The sequence below is a fragment of the Alkalicoccus urumqiensis genome, from assembly GCF_002993335.1.
Classification (GTDB): domain Bacteria; phylum Bacillota; class Bacilli; order Bacillales; family Salisediminibacteriaceae; genus Alkalicoccus; species Alkalicoccus urumqiensis.
On sequence record NZ_PVNS01000004.1, the window covers coordinates 138,833 to 160,492 of the forward strand.

Consider the following 21,660-nt stretch of genomic DNA (forward strand, 5'->3'; position numbering starts at 1 on the left):
TGCTTTCTGGTTTAATGCTTAAAATGACGGACGCCGGTAAAGACCATGGCAATCCCGTATTCATTGGCTTTGTCGATCGATTCCTGGTCGCGCTTGGAACCGCCCGGCTGAATGATGGCACGAACACCCGCTTTGGCTGCCGCTTCGACCGTGTCTCCCATCGGGAAGAAAGCATCGGAAGCCATAACGGAGCCATCCGCTTTTTCTCCCGCCTGCTCAATCGCAATATTCGCAGCTCCGACACGGTTCATCTGACCCGCGCCGATACCGATCGTACAGTCTTCTTTCGCCAGCACGATAGCATTCGACTTCACGTGCTTAACGACTTTCCACGCCATTTTCATCTGTTCAAGCTCCCGGTCGGACGGCTTCCGGTCCGTTGGAATCGTCGTCTCCACATCTTCATAGGAGAGTGTGTCTGTCTCCTGGATCAGCGCCCCGCCGGATACGGTTGTGACCCGGCTCTCTCCGGCGTAATGCTTATCGAGATTAATCTGAAGCAGCCGGAGGTTCTTTTTCTGCGTGAGAATTTTTAATGCTTTTTTAGAAAAGGACGGGGCGATAATGATTTCCAGGAAAATGTCTTTCATCATGTCTGCCGTCTCTTCATCCACTTCCCGGTTGCACGCGATGATACCGCCGAAAATCGACGTAGAGTCTGCCTCGTATGCTTTTTCGTACGCCTGGGCAATATCTCCGCCGATACCGACACCGCACGGGTTCATATGCTTCACTGCAGCGACAGCCGGTTCGCGGAAGTCACGGATCACCGCGATCGCTGCATCGGCATCGTTTATATTGTTGTAGGAAAGCTCTTTGCCGTGAAGCTGTTCCGCTTTCGCCACCGTCGCCTCTGCTGCAATCGGACGCTCATAGAATGATGCATTCTGATGAGGATTTTCCCCGTAGCGGAGCGTCTGCTTTAGGTTATACGTTTTCGTCAGCTTCTCCGGTGCATCTTCGCCGACGTATTTTGTCATGTATTCTGCAATCAGTGCATCATAGGCCGCCGTATGGCGGAATGCCTTCGCCGCAAGACGCTGCCTGCGGGAAGCCGGCACCTCTCCGTATTCCTGCAGTTCACTGAGAATCGTCCGGTAGTCGGATGCATCCACGACGATCGTGACATCCTGATGATTTTTTGCCGCGGAGCGGATCATCGACGGCCCGCCGATATCGATATTTTCCACCGCGTCTGCAAACGTGGAATCCGGATTCTCAATCGTCTGCTGGAACGGATACAAGTTCACGATGACGTAATCGATGAGTCCGATATCCTCCTGCTTCAAAGCCTGCATATGTTCCCCGTTGGAACGCACGCCGAGAAGTCCGCCGTGAATCGCCGGGTGGAGTGTTTTTACGCGGCCGTCCATCATTTCCGGAAACCCGGTCACCTCTTCAATTCCGATAACCGGAACTCCTGCTTCTTCCAATTTCGCTTTTGTGCCGCCGGTGGAGATGATTTCCACTCCATGATCATGAAGTCCCTGTACAAATGGGACAATCCCTTCTTTATCCGACACACTGACTAATGCTCTCTTTGACACAGCGATTCCTCCTTGAGTTCAGCAAGCCACCAGCGCAGCGTATCAACATATAGTTCATGCTCCACGGCGCGGACAGCTGCTTCCACCTCTTGTTTCGTTTCTCCACGTTCTATTGTAACAGGTTTCTGCGCTAAAATCGGTCCGGTATCCATTCCTTCATCCACGAGATGAATCGTAACACCGGTTACACGAACTCCTGCCTCCACTGCCTGACCGATCGCATCGAGTCCCGGGAAGGACGGCAGAAGAGATGGATGAATATTAACGATTCTTCCTGCCCACCTGCTTAAAAGGACGCTCCCGATCAGTCTCATGTATCCTGCAAGCACAAGCGCATCCACATTTCTCGAAGACAGTTCCTTGTGGACAGCTTCTTCAAACGATGCTTTGGAGTCAAAGCTTTTTGGTGAAGCGGCAAAGCAGTCAATTCCCGCTTCGTACGCGCGCTCAGTCACCCGGGCATCCGGCTTATCCGAGACGACAAGCACTGTTTCTGCATCCAGCATACCATCTCTGCAGGCGTCGATGACAGCCTGCGCGTTGGACCCGTTTCCGGAAGCGAATACAGCAAGCCTCATCCGAAACGTCCCCTTTCATGAATCACAAGCGCTTCGGTTTCCGTCACGCGGCCGAACTCAAATGGACGGCCACCGGCTGCCTGAACGATGTCCAATACAGACTGGACGGAAGCCTCCGGCACAGCCAGAACGAAACCGACACCAAGATTAAACGTTTCCTTCATGTCATCCGGTGTCAGTCCGCCTTCTTTTTCAAGCCAGTCAAAAACCGGGAGGGAGGGGGCATGGTCAAGGTCCACTTCCGCGCCGTACCCGTCCGGAAGCATGCGGGGAAGGTTTTCCACGAGACCGCCGCCGGTGATGTGAGCGGCACCGTGGACGTGGGTCGTTCCGAAAAGCGCTTTTAATTCCTTTACGTAAATGCGCGTCGGTGTTAACAGAGCATCTGCAAGCCGTTCGTTTTCTGCAAAAGGCGCATGATCCTCCCATGACAAACCGGCTTTCTCCACGATCTTTCGTACGAGAGAGAAACCGTTGCTGTGAAGACCTGAAGAAGGAAGGCCGATCAGAACATCGCCCGGCTCCGCTTTCGTCCACACTGCCTGTTTTTCTGCAGCGCCGACAGCAAAGCCCGCTACGTCATACTCATCCGCATCGTACAGGCCGGGCATTTCTGCTGTTTCTCCGCCTACAAGAGCGCAGCCTGCCAGTTCACACCCATCTGCAATGCCTTTTACGACAGATTCTACGACGGATGGATCGTTTTTCCCGAGAGCGAGGTAGTCGAGAAAAAAGAGCGGCTCCGCTCCCTGTGCTGCAATGTCATTGACACACATGGCGACGGCATCAATGCCGATCGTATCATGGACGGATGCGCTCTGGGCAATCATCAGCTTTGTGCCGACACCGTCGGTTCCGGAGATGAGAACGGGCTCTTTCAGCCCAAGCTGTGACATATCAAACATACCGCCGAAGCCACCGAGAGAACCGATTACTTCCGGACGCATCGTTTTCTGCACGTGTTTTTTGATCCGGCGGACGCCTTCGTAGCCGGCTTCGACATCGACACCTGCTTTTTTGTACGCGTTGGACACGTTATTTTCCTCCCATGACTTTGTCGTAAGGGTGATCTGCTTCCGGGAAAATTTCTGTCGGGTAGCTTCCGGTAAAGCAGGCAAGACACTGGCCGCAGTTCGGCGAGGAATCGTCTCTGCCGATTCCTTCCATGAGTCCATCCACACTCAAGTAGGAGAGAGAATCCGCTCCAAGTTCCTCCAGAATAGCTTCTGTCGATTTAGTGGATGCGATCAGTTCTCCTTTGGTGGACGTATCGATTCCGTAATAGCAGGGGTTGACGATCGGCGGCGAACTGATGCGCACGTGCACCTCTTTCGCACCTGCCTCTTTCAGCATTTTTACGATACGGCGGGCGGTCGTGCCGCGGACGATGGAATCATCCACCATGACGACACGCTTTCCTTCAACGACCCCGCGCACCGCAGAGAGCTTCATTTTAACCCCCTGCTCCCGGAGGGCCTGGGACGGCTGGATAAACGTCCTGCCGACGTAGCGGTTTTTAATAAGGCCAAGCTCGTAGGGAATGCCGGTTTCTTCGGCAAAGCCGATTGCCGCAGAAATACTCGAGTCCGGAACACCGGTCACGACATCTGCTTCCACCGGTGCTTCTTTTGCGAGCACACGGCCGAGGTTTTTACGGGCCATGTGTATGTTGATGCCGTCCACGTTGCTGTCGGGGCGGGCAAAATACACGTATTCCATCGAGCAGAGAGAGCGGTTTGTCGTAAGGGAAAAGCGGTCAATATGCATTCCTTCATCGTTGATTGTAATCAGCTCACCGGGCTGAACGTCGCGGACGAATTCGGCGCCGATAATATCGAATGCACACGTTTCCGAACTGACGACATAGGCGTCGCCGAGTTTTCCGATCGCAAGCGGACGGAGGCCGTTTGGATCGAGCGCCACAATCATCGCATCCTCTACGAGACACGCAAGCGCGTAGGCGCCTTTGACCATTGTCAGCGCATTTTTAATGGAGTCGGTCAGATTCGGGTAGCCGCTCCGTTTGATTAAGTGGGCAATGACTTCTGTATCGGATGTCGTCTGGAAAATACTCCCCTGATGCTCGAGCTGCCGTTTGAGCGCTGTCGCATTCACGATGTTTCCGTTATGGGCGAGGGCCAGGCTGCTCGTCTGTGAATTGAATAAAAGAGGCTGACAGTTAATAAAGTCGCTGTCCCCGGCCGTCGTATAGCGGACGTGGCCAATAGCAGCGGAACCATTCATGCGGCTCAGCTTTTCTTCACTGAACACATCGTTGACGAGTCCCATTCCCTTTTGAATTTTCAACTTCTCCTTATCAGAAACGACAATGCCTGCTCCTTCCTGCCCGCGGTGCTGCAGACTGTGCAGACCATAGTAAGTTATCGCTGCTGCATCCTCATGTCCCCAGACACCGAATACGCCGCACTCTTCATTTAGACCTTTGATTTCAGCGCGCATGCAATCGCTCCTCTCCACGCTGTTTCCAGCGTGTCCACCGGTTCGTTCACAATCGTTTCTCCGTTTTGGTTCTTCACTGAAAAAGTGGCCGTTTCTGTCACTGTGCCGATTTCAACTGCATCTTTCAAAAGACTTTCTGCTTTTTGGACGAAGGCTTCTGGAACAGTGACGATGTATGCAGGATACCCTTCGCCGAACAGCGCTGCTGCTGAATGTTCTATTCCGTGCACTTCCATACCCATACCGGTGCCAAAGAGTTTTTCGGTCAGGGCACAGAGAAGTCCGCCTTCACTTACATCGTGGGCTGACTGGATCAGGCCTTCCCGGATGCCGTTCAGAACCTGCCCGGCGAGGCGTTGTTCCAGATCCAGATCGAGTGGATTCATTTTTCCGGAGATCGATCCTTTATACAGCTTCTGCAGTTCCGTGCCGTTCAGCTGCGGCGCTCCACCGGAGACAAGAAAAACGCGGTCTCCCGGCTGTTTTACCGCCTGGGTGGTAATGTGATCAATGTTCTGAATCAGTCCGACCATGCCGACAACCGGCGTCGGATAAACGGCTCCTTTAGACGTTTCATTGTACAGCGACACATTTCCGCCGACGACCGGCGTTTGCAGTGCCCGGCACGCTTCGCTTAAGCCGTCAGTCGACTGCTCCAGCTGCCAGAAGATTTCCGGATTATCCGGACTACCGTAATTCAGACAGTCTGTCACCCCGAGCGCTTCCGCTCCGGAAGCTGTCAGATTCCGCACCGCTTCAGCGACAGCCATTTTCCCACCTTCATACGGATCAAGGTAAATAAAACGGGAGTTGCAGTCGGTCGTCATAGCGAGCGCTTTCTCCGTTCCGCGGATACGGAGTACCGCAGCATCAGATCCGGGTGCAACAACGGTATTCGTGCGGACCATATAATCATACTGATCGTACACCCATTCTTTGCTTGCAATCGTATATTGACTGAGAAGTTCCTTCAGGGTGCTTCCAGCGTCGTTGATCTCCATGCTCCACGGCGCTTCCTGCTGGAACTGCGTGTAATAGGCTGGTACCTGCGACGGCTTGTGATACACCGGAGCTTCCTCCGCAAGAGCATCCACCGGCACATCTGCCGCCACACGACCGTCGTGCTCCAGAACAAGCCGCTTCGTATCGGTTACTTCTCCAATAACAACGGCATGCAGCCCCCACTCTTCAAACAGGTCGATAAACTCCTGTTCACTTCCATCCTCCACAACAAGAAGCATCCGCTCCTGAGATTCGGAAAGCATCATTTCGTAAGGAGTCATTCCTTTTTCCCGCTGCGGTACCAGGTCCAGATTCATGTGGATTCCGGCGCCTGCTTTACTTGCCATTTCCGCGGAAGATGACGTCAGCCCTGCTGCACCCATATCCTGAATCCCGACCAGTTTTGGATGCTTGACTGCTTCCAGACACGCTTCGATCAGCAGCTTTTCCATGAACGGATCGCCGACCTGCACAGCTGGACGTTTTGCCTCGGAATCCTCGCTTAATTCTTCCGACGCAAACGTCGCACCATGAATGCCGTCCCGTCCGGTGCTGGCACCGACATAGAGGACTGGATTTCCTGTTCCTTTCGCCTGTCCTTTTTGAATATCTTTGTGATCGATGAGACCGACACACATCGCGTTGACGAGCGGGTTTCCTTCGTAGCACGGGTCAAACTGTATTTCACCGCCGACTGTCGGGATACCGATACAGTTTCCGTAGCCTGCAATCCCAGCGGTGACACCTTCGAATAAATAATTGACGCGCGGATTTTTCAACTCTCCGAAACGGAGAGAATTTAAGAGCGCAACCGGGCGGGCCCCCATGGAAAACACGTCGCGGATAATGCCGCCGACACCTGTCGCGGCTCCTTCATACGGTTCCACTGCCGAGGGGTGGTTGTGGCTTTCGATTTTGAAAACGACAGCCTGCTCATCGTCGATATCGATGACACCGGCTCCTTCCCCGGGCCCCTGCAGGACGCGCGGACCGTCAACGGGAAATTTCTTCAGCAGTACTTTGGAGTTTTTATAGCTGCAGTGCTCCGACCACATGACCGAAAACAGACCCAGCTCCGTGTAATTCGGAAGCCGCCCCATTTCCGACTGCATCAGCTCAAATTCTTCTTCCGACACACCCATTTCTTTATATAGATGCTCGTCCCGGATCATTTCAGGTGACGGTTCATGACGTAACAGCATGGTGTTCCCTCCAATAGCTGAGAATAGATGTAAACAGGCGCAGCCCATCTTCCGAACCGAGAAGTGATTCCACCGCTCGTTCCGGGTGCGGCATCATGCCGAGCACATTTCCCTCTTTATTCATAATACCGGCGATATCTGCGGTGGAGCCGTTGAACGGCTGTTTGTACGTAAACAGAATCTGATCGTTTTCCTTCAATTCCTGTAAATCCTCCGGACTGCAGAAATAATTGCCTTCCCCGTGCGCCACAGGAATCTGAATCGTCTCTCCTTTTTCATAGTGGCGGGTAAACATCGTCTTCTCGTTTTCCACAGTGAGCGGCACCGTCCGGCAGACGAAGTGAAGATCTTTGTTGCGGAGCATAGCACCTGGGAGAAGGCGGCTTTCCAGAAGTACCTGAAATCCGTTGCAGACGCCGAGAACCGGCTTTCCTTCTTCGGCGGCCTCCTTCACTGCCTGCATAATCGGCGACACGTGCGCCATCGCACCGGCCCGCAGATAATCCCCGTAGGAGAAGCCTCCAGGCAGCAGCACAGCGTCTGCTCCATTCAGCGACGTCTCGGTGTGGCGGATGTATTCCACCTCTTCCTGAAGCGCATCTTTAATCGCGTGGTACATGTCTACGTCACAGTTGGAACCTGGAAAAATAATGACAGCGAACTTCACCCGGAAACAACCTCCTCCACGTGAATGGTATAATCCTCGATAACCGGATTGGCAAGAAGCTGTTCACTCATCTGCTTCAACTGCTCTTCCGCTGCAGACAGACTGTCCGCTTCAAGCGTCACTTTCAGCATGCGGCTGATTGTCACTTCCTCCACATTGTCATAACCCAGCTGATGAAGGGAGCCGGTTACTGCGCTTCCCTGAGGGTCCAGCACTCCGTTTTTCCAAGTTACATACACCGTACCTTCGACTGTCATTTCGATCCGCCCTTTCGTAAAATCGATGATTTCCTGAAGATTATGTCATTTTCAGCTGCACCGTCCCTGTTACGTCAGCCGTTCGAGGAGCTGTGCGTAGCCTTCCTGCAGATTGCCGGAGGAAAACCGGAACAAATCTTTATCAAGGGACTCTCCGCTCGCCTGATCCCAGAATCGGCACGTGTCGGGAGAAATTTCATCCGCCAGCAGAATCGTTCCTTCTGCGGTACGTCCGAATTCCAGTTTAAAATCGACGAGGTCCACGCCGCGCTCTGCGAAATAAGGAACGAGCACTTCGTTTACACGGAGCGCCTTCTCCTGCAGCTGATTTACTTCCGCTTCCTCTGCGAGATGCATTGCCTGGATATGGGAACGGTTCACAAGCGGATCTCCGAGCGCATCGTCTTTGTAATAGAATTCCACAATCGGGGCGGCAAGCTTCGTACCGCGTTCCATGCCTGTCCGCTTTACGAGACTGCCGCAGGCAATATTACGGACCACGACTTCCAGCGGAATAATGTCCACAGAGCGGACAAGCTGCTCCAGTTCAGACACCTGAGAAACAAAATGACTGTCCACACCATGAGCCTTCAGCTGCTGAAACAAACGGGAGCTGATCTCATTATTCAGCTTCCCCTTTCCCTGAAGCACTTCTTTCTTTTCGCCGTTAAATGCCGTCGCATCATCTTTGTATACCACCCGGAGCACCCCGGGCTCATCCGTCTCATAAATCCGTTTCGCTTTCCCCTCATACAGCATCACCGACATACAAATCACTCCTTATAAGAAAAGCGGAGGCCCCGCGCTCACGAGCGACCAGTCCTGGAACTCATGGCGACGAAAGTCGATCTTTGCTTTCTTCGCCATGAGTGAAGGAACCGCGGGCGAGTCGGGGCCGCAGCTTCATTTTTCGATTGTTATGCGTCGTGAAGGCCGAGCCGCTGAAAGATCATATCGACCTGTTTCATATGGTGGTCGGGCTGGAAGCAGTCCTCGATCTCCTCGGCAGAAAGCTTCGCTGCGATGCGCTCATCCGCTTCCACCAGTTCTTTAAACGGACGTGCCTCCTCCCATGCCTGCATTGCCTTCGGCTGGACGAGATCATATGCTTCCTCGCGGGCCATGCCTTTATCGATGAGCGAGAGCAGCACCCGCTGGGAATAGATGAGCCCGTAGGTGGCATTCATGTTCCGCTTCATGTTTTCCGGGAACACCGTCAATTTATCAACGATGGTCGTAAAGCGGTTCAGCATATAGTTGACCGCCGTCGTTGCATCCGGAAGCATGATCCGCTCAGCGGAGGAGTGGGAAATATCCCGCTCATGCCAGAGCGCTACATTCTCGTAGGCTGTGACGACGTGACCGCGGAGAATCCGTGCAAGACCTGTCATGTTCTCGGAGCCGATCGGATTCCGTTTGTGCGGCATGGCTGACGAACCCTTCTGCCCTTTAGCGAAAAACTCCTCGACTTCTCTCGTTTCACTCTTCTGCAGACCGCGGATTTCCACAGCCATTTTTTCAATCGACGCTCCGATCAGGGAGAGTGAAGCAATATAGTGGGCGTGGCGGTCCCGCTGCAATGTTTGTGTCGAAATCGGCGCGCGTTCCAGACCGAGTCCGCCGCAGACGAACTCTTCCACAAACGGATCAATGTTCGCATATGTGCCGACGGCTCCGGAAAGTTTACCGACACGCACGCCTTCCGCGGCCTGACGGAAACGTTCCAGATTCCGCTTCATTTCCTCATACCAGAGGGCGAGTTTCAGACCGAATGTTGTAGGCTCTGCATGTACACCGTGTGTACGCCCCATCATTACCGTATATTTATGCTCCACGGCTTTTTTCTTCAGAACCTCGAGAAAACGGATGATATCTGCTTCGATAATGTCATTCGCCTGTTTCAATAAATACGACAGGGCCGTATCCACGACGTCTGTTGAGGTCAATCCATAGTGGACCCATTTCCGTTCGTCCCCAAGTGTTTCTGAAACCGCCCGTGTAAAAGCAACGACATCGTGACGGGTTTCTTCTTCAATTTCCAGAATGCGGTTTACATCAAAAGAAGCGTTCTCCCGGATACGGGATGCATCCTCCTTTGGAATATCACCGATCTCCGCCCAGGCTTCACAGGCGAGAATTTCTACTTCCAGCCAGGCCTGGTAGCGGTTTTCGTCTTTCCAGATACGGCCCATTTCCGGGCGGGTATAGCGTTCAATCATGAAGGATCCTCCTGAAGTACAGATTCGTTCCAGACAGGGGAAGCATCGATCTCTTCCAGAAGAGCCTCAGGATCTTCGGAAAGAAACGTCACATGCCCCATTTTCCGGTTATGTTTAGCTTCTTTTTTTCCATATAGATGAATGTGTGCCGGCGGCAGCATGGAATGACTGCGCAGGTAAGGTTCGACGTGCTGCCCGAGCAGGTTGACCATAACGACCGGCGACAACAGCTTTGTTGAGCCGAGCGGCCATCCGCATACAGCACGGATATGCTGCTCGAACTGGGATGTATCACAGGCGTTTATCGTGAAGTGGCCGGAATTGTGGGGGCGCGGCGCAATTTCATTCATGTACACGTCCGATCCATCCACGAACATTTCCACCGCAAGCGTTCCTACCATTTCGAGCGATTCTGCGAGACGTTCCGCGAGCGATTGTGCTTTTTCTTCGATTTCACTGGAAATACGGGCCGGCACGATCGTCCGGTGTAAAATACCGTGGCGATGTTCATTTTCCGCTGTCGGAAACGTCGTCATTTCGCCGTGTACGCTTCTGGTGACAATGACGGATACTTCTTTATCGAATGCGAGCATCTTTTCCAGTACAAGCGGACCTTTGGAGCCGAGCTCCTCCCATGCGGAATACAATTCTCCGCTGTCCCGCAGGATGAGCTGTCCTTTACCATCGTAGCCGCCGCGGGTCGTTTTCAGAACCGCCGGCAGACCGAGTTCCTGCACCGCTTCCTGCAGACCGCTGAATGTGTAGACTGCCTTGTAAGGCACGACCGGAATGCCGAAGTCAGCCGCCATTTCTTTTTCTTTCAAACGGTCCTGACTTACCTGCAGAAGTCTGCTTCCCTGCGGAAGATACATCGTCTCTTCCAGAAAAGTGGCTGTTTCTGCTGTGACATTCTCAAATTCGTAGGTGAGCACATCGCATTCGGAAGCGAGAATTTCCGCGCCGCTCCGGTCATCGTAAGACGCAGTTACCTGTTTATCGGAAACCATGCCGCACGGCGAATCCTCCCCTGGATCAAGAACGGCAATCCGGTAGCCCATTTCTCTTGCGGATAAGGCCATCATTCTGCCAAGCTGCCCTCCGCCTAAAATGCCGATCGTTTTCCCCGGTGCAATCCACATCATGTTAAATCCTCCTGCTCCTGCACTTCTTTTTCTTTTAACATCCGTCTTTCCTCCAGTGCCTGATGCACGCTGTCATCATGGACACCGATCTGCTTTGCTGCAAGAAGCGCTGCATTGACAGCACCGGCACGGCCGATCGCAACCGTCGCCACCGGCACGCCGGCAGGCATCTGCACGATTGAAAGCAGCGAATCGAGTCCGTTCAGTGCTTTGGACTGCACCGGTACGCCGATCACAGGAAGCGGCGTCTTTGCAGCAACCATTCCCGGCAGATGGGCAGCTCCGCCTGCACCTGCAATAATGACCTCAATCCCGCGTGCTTTTGCTTCTTCCGCGTAGGAAAACATCCTGTCCGGTGTGCGGTGCGCGGAAATGACTTTGGCCTCGTTCGGCACACCGAGCTCATCGAGCGTTTCCACCGTATGTTTCATCGTCTCCCAGTCTGATGTCGACCCCATAATTACTCCTACTTTTGCTGCCATCGATAAACTCCTTTCAGCCATAAAAAAAGCCTTATCATCCGCCTGCGTCTGAGGGAACGATAAGACACATGACTTCGTCAGAAAACCCGACACGCCAAAAATGGCATACGGCCGTCCAGGTACCGGAGCACCTGATTCTGATTCATGCTTATCTGATCCCTCATAGTCTGCTGATTTACGGTCTGCAGGTAGAAACTTCCGGGCCGTATCCCCGGTATTATATGAGGTTTCGTCTTTATCTGCGTTCATCATATCAATTATTTCCGTATGCGGTCAACTTTTTTCGAACATTTAATCGAATAATTCATTATAATGTTCGGATTTAAAGTCAGACGTCTGCTTTTGCCAGCTTCAGCTGCGCCCTTCGAACACAATCCGCTGATATGCTGTCTCCACACCATCCTTCGTTTCGCGCAGCACTGGCTCTTCCATTCTCCGCACCGGCGCATAGCCTTCCTCTGCCATCCGGGAAAGGCACTGATCGATCGTTTCGTTTTCCTCAACATAAAATTTCTTTTTCGGCATCCTTTTACCCCCTGTCTCCTGCTTTTTATTATACGAAATGATGCGATGTGTGAACAGCCGTTTTCCAAAAAGCACTAATAAGACAGGCGGACGCCGAAGCGTGGAAGCTGAGCAGCGGCGTCAAAGTCCAGCTTCAGAGCGGGTTTGTCTTACAACAGACACTGCCGCTCTCACAACTACCCCTTCCAGTCTAACAACGAGGCGGCCATTCTCATTTTCCTGTCATTGTTTAACTTCTCCGCCTGGTAATCCCGCAGCGCATCGGTAAAGTCCAACTTCTCCATGCCACGGCAGGCGGCTGAAAGCACGAGCGAAGCCTTAAATAAACCAGGCAGAACCCGCCTGGTCTTAAAAGAAAAGGGAGGTTTATTGAATAGGTTCCCGCTTTCTGCCTGCACCTGCAGCCGTACAACGCTTTTATTACAAGTAGCACGGCTCCGCGCGGCCGCGCCGCATGGCAGAAGATCACTTCCCTGCGCCTTAAACCATAGGCCTGCTCCGCTCGCGCTTTCAGCCGCTTGACGCGGCGTGGATTTTCGCCTCGTTCGGATCCTCCCGGAGTCGACGGCCTCCGGTTTCGGCAGATAATAGAAGTGCTTCGACTAGCAGGGTGTTTCTTATACAGTAAAAGCATTTCTTCGTTTGCTTATTTACTATACGCTATCCAGTTTATCCAGCTATTCTTCAGATCGAAGCTTCTGTCTTTCTAACATCATACTACGCTTCGAAGCGTTCGGCAGAGACGCCGGTGGGATCAAGCGCAGTCTGAAGATCCTTTCTCAGGGCGCAGGCCATGAGAAATAGCTGAAGACAAGCCCACGGCAAGCTTCTGCCGAGTAGCGGAGAAGCTCTACCAACAGAAACAAACGGTAAATGCAGCAAAACGTTGAAATGCTGCAGCCCTTGGCATGCCTGCTTGGAAGAGGCTTTGGATTTTATACATTCTTATTAGTCTAAAATAAACCAGGCAGAAACCGCCTGGTCTTAAAAGCAAAGAGACGTTTGTTGAATAGGTTCCCGCTTCCTGCCTGCACCTGCAGCCCTACGCGTTCCGGAGGGAACGGGCTCAACTAATTCCTTCTTCCGTTCGTCAGAAGGAATGGATTTTCGCCTCGTTCGGATCCTCCCGGAGTCGACGGCTTCCGGTTTCGGCAGATAGGAAGAAAACACTTGATAGAAGCGCCCCCATCTGTATAGAAATTGCTGCCATCCAGTTGCGTAGTAAGGGTCATTAGTGCTTTATACATTTCGTTCCTGCTATGAACCCTTTGAACTTCATCTCTATTTTACTGCGCTTCGGAGCGTTCGGCAGAGACGCCAGTGGGATCAAGCGCAGTCTGAAGATCCTTTCTCAGGGCGCAGCCAATGAGAAAGAGCTGAAGACAAGCCCACGGCAAGCTTCTGCCGGGCAGCGGAGAAGCTCCTTCAACAGAAAGTAACGATGGATGTAACAACGGTTTGAAATGCTGCAGCCCTTGGCATACCTGCTTGGAAGAGGCTTTGGATTTTATACATTCTTATTAGTGTACAAAAACCGCCCTCCGTGACACGGAAGGCGGCCGATGTTCCATTATTCTCCGAGATAGACAAAATAGAGGACAAAGACGACGAGCAGTACGTACATAATCGGATGAATCTCCCGTCCACGGCCTTTGCACAGCATCGTGATCGGGTACATGATAAAGCCGAGGGCAATGCCTGTTGCAATGCTGTATGTCAGCGGCATTGTCACGACAGTAAAGAACGCCGGCACGGCTATCTCAAATCGTTTCCAGTCAATATTGGAAAGCGATCCTGCCATCAGCACCCCGACGACGATAAGCGCCGGTGCAGTAACGGATTCTGTTACCACAGCCAGAAGAGGCGAGAACAACAACGCTACGAGAAACAACGCGCCCGTAACGAGAGAAGCGAAGCCTGTACGGGCTCCAGCCGCAATACCGGACGTGGACTCAATATACGCCGTCGTGGTCGACGTTCCAAGAACAGCACCGATCGATGTCGCCGAAGAATCTGCAAGCAGTGCCCGCTGCGCGCGCGGCAGTTTGTTGTCTTTTACAAACCCTGCCTGATTTGCCACCGCATAAAGCGTCCCTGCCGTATCGAAAAAATCGACGAACAAAAACGTCAGAATAACGATCATCAGCTCAATCGTGAAAATATCACCAAGAGCTGTTGTACCAAACGGTTCAAATGCTGCGCCGAATGTCGGTGCAAGACTCGGCACACTTCCAACAATAGCTCCCGGAACCGGGATGACGCCGGTCAATACCCCTGCTGCAGCTGTCAGCAGCATCCCGTAGAAAATACCGCCTTTTAAACCAAGGCTCATCAGGATGACGGTAAGCACAATTCCAAAAATGGAAAGCAGCGTAGCCGGATTTCCAAGCTGACCGATTTCCACCAGCGTTGCTTCCGACATCACAACGATCTGCGCATTCTGCAGACCGATAAAGGCGATAAAAAGTCCGATACCCGCTCCGGCCGCAAATTTCAGCTCAGCAGGAATCGCATTAATAATAAATTCCCGGATGCCGACTACCGTAATGAGGATAAAAATAATCCCGGACACAAACACACCGAGAAGCGCCGTTTCCCAGGGTATGCCCATGCCGATCACGACCGAGTATGTAAAGAATGCGTTCAATCCCATCCCCGGTGCGAGTGCAATCGGATACCGTGCGATAACACCCATAATAATAGTACCAATTGCCGCTGCCAGCGCTGTTGCTGTATAAACAGCTCCTTCATCCATGCCTGCCGGACCAAGAACAGACGGATTTACAAATAAAATGTAGGCCATTGCCAGAAACGTCGTAATACCACCCATCGTTTCTTTCGTGTACGACGTACCCAGCTCCTGAAACTGAAAATATCCTTTCATTGTCCCAAACACCCTCCATCAGCAATGTGTTGAATATTCGTCCGGCCCCGCTGCGCCTGCGATGCGGGCGGAATGTTCGGCCGCCATGCGCCTCTAAAGAAAATACAGTCATTTCAAACGAAAAAATCCCGGAAGCAGAAAACTACCTCCGGGACAATAACAGCCGGCACAGACAAAAAGACGCTGTGCAGCAATTATTCGTAGTCCGTCTATTTACGGTAGACTGGTAGAAACGTACGGGGCCGATTCCCCGACATATACGAACATTCGATTTTTATTTATCACATTCGTAATAATAGCAGTCCAAATCCGTCTAGTCAACGAAAACACGAATAATTATTTAATTTTAAGTTGCACCGTTCGTTTATTCCCACTCGATCGTGCTCGGTGGCTTGGACGTGACATCGTACACAACGCGGTTGACGTTTTTCACTTCGTTTACGATCCGTGTGGAGATAATTTCGAGCACATCGTAAGGGATCCGTGCCCAGTCGGAAGTCATACCATCGATAGACGTTACCGCACGGACACCGACGGTATAGTCATACGTTCTCTCATCTCCCATGACACCGACGCTGCGCATATCCGGAAGAGCCGTGAAATACTGCCAGATGTGCTTATCCAGACCCGCACGCTTGATCTCATCCCGGAGAATCTGATCTGATTCCCGGACGATTTCCAGCTTTTCATCCGTAATCTCACCGAGAACGCGTATACCGAGTCCCGGCCCCGGGAACGGCTGGCGCCAGACGATTTCATCCGGCAGGCCGAGCTCTGAACCGACTTTGCGCACTTCGTCTTTGAAAAGCGTATTGAGCGGTTCGATCAAATCAAACTTCATGTCCTCCGGAAGTCCACCGACATTGTGATGAGACTTGATCGTCTGCGCGGTATCCGTTCCGCTTTCAATAATATCTGTGTAGAGCGTGCCCTGAGCCAGGAAATCGACGTTTTCCAGCTTGCCCGCTTCCTCTTCAAATACATAGATAAATTCGTTGCCGATGATTTTCCGCTTCTCTTCCGGATCACTCACCCCGGCAAGTTTTCCGAGAAAACGGTCCTGGGCATCGATTTTTACGAGATTCATATCGAATCCTTCTCCGAATGTTTTCATAACACTGTCGGCTTCCCCTTTGCGGAGCAGGCCGTGATCGATAAACATGCAGATAAGCTGATCCCCGATCGCTTTATGCACAAGTGCTGCTACAACGGAAGAGTCCACCCCGCCGCTCAATGCACAGAGTACCTTTTTCGAGCCGACGTTCTCGCGGATTTTCTCCACTTCCATGTCAATGTAGTTTTCCATCGACCATTCTCCGTCACAGCCGCATACGTCATAAATAAAATTGTGGAGCATGTCATTGCCGTACTCTGTATTCTGCACTTCCGGGTGAAACTGCACGCCGTAGAGCTTTCTGTTCTCGTCGGACATTGCCGCTACAGGACAGGAGACATTGACTGCATCCGTCTGAAACCCTTCCGGTGGTGCTTTCACGAGATCTCCATGGCTCATCCACACAGACTGCTCGCGGGGAAGATTTTTAAAGAGAAGGCTGTCAGACTGCACGTTAATGACCGCTTTTCCGTATTCCCGGTGATTGGCTGCTTCCACATTTCCGTGAAAATGATGTGTCATCAGCTGCATCCCGTAGCAGATACCCAGCACAGGAATATCCAGGTCAAAGATCTCCGGATCGCACTGCGGGGCACCATCGGCATACACGCTTCCCGGTCCGCCGGAAAAAATAATTCCTTTCGGTGCCATCTCCTTCAGCTCAGCTGCTGTAATCTTATTTGAAATTAGTTCACTGAACACGCCCAGATCCCGGATTCTTCTTGCGATCAGCTGGTTGTACTGACCTCCGAAATCAAGCACCACTACCTTTTCGTTTATCTCCATCATCGAACTCCTCTCTCCTTCAAAAGCTGGCGCCTCCGGCAGACGGAAATCCGGCCGGAGTGCTGTTTCCATGCATACAAAAACGGAATTCTGCCTTCGCTGAGAATACACGAAGGCAGAATTCCGTTAAAGGTTCTGCCTTCATAGTCAGATCATTTACGGTGATCCGGTAGAGACTCTCGAGCCGTATTCTCAAGGATATATGAGGCTTGTTTCCGTTTTTAGACTGCATCATTGTATCAGGCGGTGTCACGCTGGTCAAGCGAGCAGTGAACGAATGATTTTTTCCCACTGGGTTTGATACGTTGACCAGGAAACACCTTCCCTGCTGCCGCCGTACACTTCTTTCTCATATGCTGCAGACAAGTCTTTCATCGCGCTCGTATGAAGCTCCCTGTCGACGCGTTCTCCAAACTCACGGATCGTTTCTCCGTTTCTGCGCTGAAGGCCTTCTTTTTGAAGCATCCATTCCAGACGCCGGTACCCCTGGGAAAACGTCGGTTTCAGCCAGCCGCGCTGATAGGCGGTCAGATACCACGTAATCTGCAGCCTTTTCTGACTGCGGTACAGGTAGATAAGCAGCAGCACAGGGGGAATGGAAATAAGGAAAAGCTGCCAAGGTGTCATTCCGCCTCCGCTTCCGGAGCCGCTTCCGAACAATCCGTCCTCTGATTCTTCTTCTGTGCCTTCCTGAAGCTGATCGTTTACGTCGTCTCCTTCCGGTACATCCGGCATTTCCGGTTCAATATCTGGTGAATCCGTATCAACGTCCGGTGTTTCGGTTTCCGACTCAAATTCAGCATAGTTTGTAAATCCCTGTGTCGGTTCAAACGTCACCCAGCCGACCTCCGGAAAATAGACTTCCACCCAGGAGTGGGCATTGCTGTTTCTCACTTCGTAAACGGACCGCCCATCGTCTGTCTGGTCCACTTCTTCACCGGCCGTAAATCCTTTTACCCAGCGCGTCGGAATATCCAGCGCACGGAGCATGACTGCCATGGAAGTGGAATAGTTATCGCAGTAGCCGACCTGAGTTTCAAATAGAAACTGGTCCACGTAGTCTTCTCCCTCTTCCGGCACCGGTACATCAGACGTTTCATATTCAAACCCATTCGCAGAGAAATACTGCTCAATTTCTTTTGCGGCATCATAGCGGTTATCTGTCTCTGCCGTAATTTCTTCAGCAAGCTCGACGACACGTTCCGGAAGATCATCCGGCAGCTGAAGATAGCGGTCAGTGACAGATTCGGGATCTTCCGCACCTGCATTTCGGAGAACATCTTCGGGATACGCAGGGGTATCATACTCAAAACGGTAATCCGTGAGCCGGACCGACTCTCCTTCCGGTGATTCCACGACCGTCCGCCCACCGATCACATCGGTATAAAACTGAAGATCTTCTCTTCCCCAGTCCGCCGCATCATCTGCAGCGGACGCTTCGGGCACATCCACGAGACTTCCCTGATAGAAAAGAAGATTAAAATCGGTCTCCTCCGCCATTGTAATTTCCGCCGTTCCTCGTCCGCCGGAGGCAGACTCATTGAACAGACGGAAATCTACTGCTTCTTCTCCACCTTCATTCACTGTTTCTGCTGGAACGTAATCACGTTCTGCCTCCCAGCCGGAGCCGGTGTAAATGTCTTTCGATTCTCCGCGCCAGTAGCCGGGCTCGTCGACGACCGCCTCCAGCACCGGGCCGTCATCCTGAACGAAACCACCGCCGAGCTGCTCGTCGTTTTCACCGTACCCGATCCGCTGCACAGTTCCGCCCCCTCCACCGGAACTCTCCAGTCCGGCAAAGCTTCGGAACGCAGGAACAGGATCGGCCCACTGCGGCTCCGGCTTCGGCGCTGCCCATGCCACAGCGACCGCAATCGTCACCATCACAAGGAGCGTATACATCCATGCCGGCGAAAACACCGTTCTTCCGGACGTACGCCGATCTTCATCCTGAACGCGCAGCATATGCAGAAGCGTCAGCAGGAAAAACCCGATGACAACGATACGGACGACCGCCTGAGAGGCGTCCACCAGCGTAAATGTATCCAGCACGGTGATGTAGACAATCGTACAGAATAAAAAGAAAAACACACGCCGCGTATGCAGAATCCAGTAATAGAGAAGGTAGCTGATCAGCGCAAGGAGTAGCAGAAGCAGAAACGAACGGAAATAATCGGTCAGTCCTGCAAAATTTCCTCCTGCAATCATAGCGGTATTCACGCCGATTTCATTCGTGAAGCGGCGCAGTGTTTCCATAAAGCCGGCCGCAGAAAAAAAGGATTCCGCATAAAAGAGCTGATGGAGGCTGTACATGCTTCCGGCAAACAACAGCGGAATCCCTGCCCAGACAGGCAGGTGCAGATACACGCAGATGGAGGCCGCAAACGTGAACAGAACAAAGATACCGATCTGACCAGTCGATGTAATGACCGGAATCGGCCGCAGCCATTCCCACAACAGCAGGAAGGCTAGCAGATATATGATTAAGTGCGTTAAGGACGCAGCAGGCGTCCGCTGCTTCACATTCATTTAATTCCTCCTGCTTTCTCCGGATTCCTGATGCAGACTTCCCCGCTGCAGCAGATACGTCTGAATACCGAACGACCGGACCTGCTCGAGCCGCCGCGTTTCCCAGGCTTCATTCTCCTGCTGCTTATCCATCAGGGCGCACACCATTCTTACTTGTCTTCCGGCAAGACGCCGGAGCTGTTCAACAACGCTGTCATCCAGACGGGCAGTAATGTAGACGAGTGTCACGCCATCGGGTATTTCCTGTTCCAGCGGCTGGACCGCTTTAACGAACGACGATTCCGGAGATGGACGTGCCTGTGCAAGCCATGCCATCATCCGCCTGCGCTGTTCTTCGGAAAAGCCGACGGGATACTGGACAACACTGGAGCCGACAGCCCACATTCCCACCTGCAGATGTTCCCGGTACGCATACATGATGATGGAAGCCGCCAGCTCGATTCCTTTTTCATACGCATCCTGCCCTGCAAATGCGTCACTTTCCAGACGGTTATCCCAGACGACGAGAAACTGGCGCCCGATAAATTCTTCAAACTCTTTCGTCATCAGTTTCCCTGCCCGGGCGGAAGCTTTCCAGTCGAGACTTGTCAGCCGGTCGCCGGGTTCATACTCTCTAGCTCCTGCGATCGCGGTCCGGTCCTCCACCATATCCTGAAGCGACTGCTTGGTTTCCGTCTCACTGCGCTCGTACACATCCCAGCCCTGAATCTCATGGTGCTTCGGATACACGAGCAGTTCATCTGCGAGCGGAAGAAAACGGCTTTTGGTAAAGACACCGAACATGTCGCTTGTCTGCAGGCGGATGCCATACCCTCTATAACGGCCGCGCTTTAATTCCGGAACATGGTAGGTATACATCAGCTCGCGCGAAGCGGTACTGTAAAATATTTTTTTCAATGCTCCGCCCGGCAGCTGGCGCTGAAGTTCCTCGTCCACGATATCCTCTACGGCCAAGTAGAGAAACGGAAACAAAAGACTGCGCCGGATGCGGATCGTCACCGTACATGGACTTCCGGACTGCTGCGCGCCGTTCAGCCCGTTCCGGTCCACGGTTATTTTTCCCAGCGGAAGGAGTGCATACAAAAACATCAGCAGCAGCAGAACCGCAACGCTGTAAAACAAAAACCAGCTGACGAAATTCCCCTGGAACATCGCATAACTGAACAGTCCTCCGGCTGCAGCCAGAATAATAAGCAGTTTTAGGAGCCGGGTCAGCCATTTTCCAATCTGCTTCATTGGGCTTTGTCGTTCTCCGCAGGTATATGAACCTGCTCTAAAATATCAAAGATAATCCGGCTGCTCTCCATTTCGGAAAGTTTCGCTTCTGAATTAAGCAGAATCCGGTGCTGCAGCACAAACGATGCCAGGTATTTGATGTCATCCGGAATAACGTAGCTCCGCTCCTGCATGTATGCATAGGCCTGGCCTGCTTTCATCAGCGCAATGGAAGCACGCGGACTGCCTCCAAGGTATACGTGATGATGCTGACGTGTAGCATTGACGATGCTGATGATATACTGTTTCACATTGTCTGCAACATGCACATCTTTTACTTCCTCCTGCATGCGCAGCAGTTCCTCAAGAGCCATAACCGGTGCGAGGGATTCGATCGGGTGCTGTTTTTCCACCCGGCGGAGCACATCCAGTTCTTCTGCTTTCGTCGGATACCCGATCCGGAATTTAAAAAGGAACCGGTCGAGCTGCGCTTCCGGCAGCGGGTAGGTGCCGCCATATTCGATCGGGTTCTGTGTCGCCATGACAAAAAATGGTTTATCAAGCGGACGCGTCTCCCCGTCTGTCGTGACACTTCCCTCTTCCAGTGCCTCCAGAAGAGCTGCCTGGGTTTTCGGGGAGGTGCGGTTAATCTCGTCGGCGAGAACAATATTGGCCATTACCGGACCTCTGCGGAACTCAAATTCCATCGTTTTCTGATTATATATCGAAACACCGGTGACATCGGAAGGAAGAAGATCCGGCGTAAATTGAATCCGCTTAAATTCAGCACCGAGAGACTTTGCAATAGCACGGACCATCATGGTTTTGCCGACACCCGGAACGTCTTCAAGCAGCACATGACCACCGCTTAAAATGGCGATGAGACTCAGCTCCACTTCACGGCGCTTGCCGACAACTACTTTCTCTACATTATCCACAAGAGCACGGAGCTGCGGGCGGATCACCGTCTCCTGCTCTGTTTCATTTTTTCTCATCTATAACCAGTCCTCCTCGAACATACTCTTTGTCCATTTTAGCATGAACTGTCCGG

Annotated in this window: 17 protein-coding genes and 3 riboswitches; all 17 genes read right to left on the bottom strand. The window is 52.4% G+C overall.

The window, feature by feature from the left end; translation table 11 throughout:
* Positions 1–11 precede the first annotated feature (11 nt).
* Positions 12–1,547: a bifunctional phosphoribosylaminoimidazolecarboxamide formyltransferase/IMP cyclohydrolase gene (gene purH / locus C6I21_RS05435; RefSeq protein ID WP_105958439.1), complete on the bottom strand. Its 1,536-nt coding sequence runs from the start codon at positions 1,545–1,547 to the stop codon at positions 12–14.
* On the bottom strand, positions 1,529–2,125 hold the full coding sequence (gene purN / locus C6I21_RS05440) for a phosphoribosylglycinamide formyltransferase (RefSeq protein WP_105958440.1): 597 nt from the start codon (positions 2,123–2,125) through the stop codon (positions 1,529–1,531). The genes purH and purN overlap by 19 nt, the downstream gene beginning before the upstream one ends.
* Positions 2,122–3,159 carry a phosphoribosylformylglycinamidine cyclo-ligase gene (purM, locus tag C6I21_RS05445; protein ID WP_105958441.1) on the bottom strand — a complete coding sequence of 346 codons (1,038 nt, stop codon included), beginning with the start codon at positions 3,157–3,159 and terminating at the stop codon, positions 2,122–2,124. The genes purN and purM overlap by 4 nt, the downstream gene beginning before the upstream one ends.
* Position 3,160: 1 nt before the next feature.
* Entirely contained in the window at positions 3,161–4,585 is a 1,425-nt protein-coding gene (purF, locus tag C6I21_RS05450; RefSeq protein ID WP_105958442.1) for an amidophosphoribosyltransferase, read from the bottom strand.
* Positions 4,561–6,789 carry a phosphoribosylformylglycinamidine synthase subunit PurL gene (gene purL, locus C6I21_RS05455; RefSeq protein WP_105958443.1) on the bottom strand — a complete coding sequence of 743 codons (2,229 nt, stop codon included), beginning with the start codon at positions 6,787–6,789 and terminating at the stop codon, positions 4,561–4,563. Before purL ends, purF begins: the two co-directional genes overlap by 25 nt.
* Complete coding sequence (gene purQ, locus C6I21_RS05460; protein WP_105958444.1) at positions 6,773–7,456, bottom strand: phosphoribosylformylglycinamidine synthase subunit PurQ; 684 nt, start codon at positions 7,454–7,456, stop codon at positions 6,773–6,775. Before purQ ends, purL begins: the two co-directional genes overlap by 17 nt.
* Positions 7,453–7,713: a phosphoribosylformylglycinamidine synthase subunit PurS gene (purS, locus tag C6I21_RS05465; RefSeq protein WP_105958445.1), complete on the bottom strand. Its 261-nt coding sequence runs from the start codon at positions 7,711–7,713 to the stop codon at positions 7,453–7,455. The genes purQ and purS overlap by 4 nt, the downstream gene beginning before the upstream one ends.
* Before the next feature lie 69 nt (positions 7,714–7,782).
* Positions 7,783–8,487 carry a phosphoribosylaminoimidazolesuccinocarboxamide synthase gene (gene purC / locus C6I21_RS05470; RefSeq protein ID WP_425352476.1) on the bottom strand — a complete coding sequence of 235 codons (705 nt, stop codon included), beginning with the start codon at positions 8,485–8,487 and terminating at the stop codon, positions 7,783–7,785.
* Between the two features lie 143 nt (positions 8,488–8,630).
* Positions 8,631–9,932: an adenylosuccinate lyase gene (purB, locus tag C6I21_RS05475; RefSeq protein WP_105958447.1), complete on the bottom strand. Its 1,302-nt coding sequence runs from the start codon at positions 9,930–9,932 to the stop codon at positions 8,631–8,633.
* Positions 9,929–11,074, bottom strand: coding sequence for a 5-(carboxyamino)imidazole ribonucleotide synthase (purK, locus tag C6I21_RS05480; RefSeq protein WP_105958448.1), 1,146 nt, complete (start codon positions 11,072–11,074; stop codon positions 9,929–9,931). The genes purB and purK overlap by 4 nt, the downstream gene beginning before the upstream one ends.
* Positions 11,071–11,556 carry a 5-(carboxyamino)imidazole ribonucleotide mutase gene (gene purE / locus C6I21_RS05485; protein ID WP_105958449.1) on the bottom strand — a complete coding sequence of 162 codons (486 nt, stop codon included), beginning with the start codon at positions 11,554–11,556 and terminating at the stop codon, positions 11,071–11,073. The genes purK and purE overlap by 4 nt, the downstream gene beginning before the upstream one ends.
* A 143-nt stretch (positions 11,557–11,699) precedes the next feature.
* Positions 11,700–11,801: riboswitch (purine riboswitch) on the bottom strand.
* A 106-nt stretch (positions 11,802–11,907) separates the two neighbouring features.
* A complete protein-coding gene (locus tag C6I21_RS05490; RefSeq protein ID WP_105958450.1) occupies positions 11,908–12,081 on the bottom strand; it encodes an NETI motif-containing protein in 174 nt (57 codons plus the stop codon).
* A 1,570-nt stretch (positions 12,082–13,651) separates the two neighbouring features.
* The gene (locus C6I21_RS05495; protein WP_105958451.1) at positions 13,652–14,965 is read right to left on the bottom strand and encodes an NCS2 family permease; all 1,314 of its coding nucleotides are present in this window, start codon (positions 14,963–14,965) and stop codon (positions 13,652–13,654) included.
* Positions 14,966–15,146: 181 nt separating this feature from the next.
* Positions 15,147–15,248: riboswitch (purine riboswitch) on the bottom strand.
* An 81-nt stretch (positions 15,249–15,329) separates the two neighbouring features.
* Positions 15,330–16,868: a glutamine-hydrolyzing GMP synthase gene (guaA, locus tag C6I21_RS05500; protein WP_105958568.1), complete on the bottom strand. Its 1,539-nt coding sequence runs from the start codon at positions 16,866–16,868 to the stop codon at positions 15,330–15,332.
* Between the two features lie 121 nt (positions 16,869–16,989).
* A riboswitch (purine riboswitch) is annotated at positions 16,990–17,091 on the bottom strand.
* Positions 17,092–17,123: 32 nt separating this feature from the next.
* A complete protein-coding gene (locus tag C6I21_RS05505) occupies positions 17,124–19,394 on the bottom strand; it encodes a transglutaminase TgpA family protein (protein WP_105958452.1) in 2,271 nt (756 codons plus the stop codon).
* The gene (locus C6I21_RS05510) at positions 19,395–20,630 is read right to left on the bottom strand and encodes a DUF58 domain-containing protein (protein ID WP_105958453.1); all 1,236 of its coding nucleotides are present in this window, start codon (positions 20,628–20,630) and stop codon (positions 19,395–19,397) included.
* Positions 20,627–21,604 (bottom strand): AAA family ATPase, encoded by a 978-nt coding sequence (locus C6I21_RS05515; RefSeq protein ID WP_105958454.1) that lies wholly within the window; start codon positions 21,602–21,604, stop codon positions 20,627–20,629. Before C6I21_RS05515 ends, C6I21_RS05510 begins: the two co-directional genes overlap by 4 nt.
* Positions 21,605–21,660: the final 56 nt, after the last annotated feature.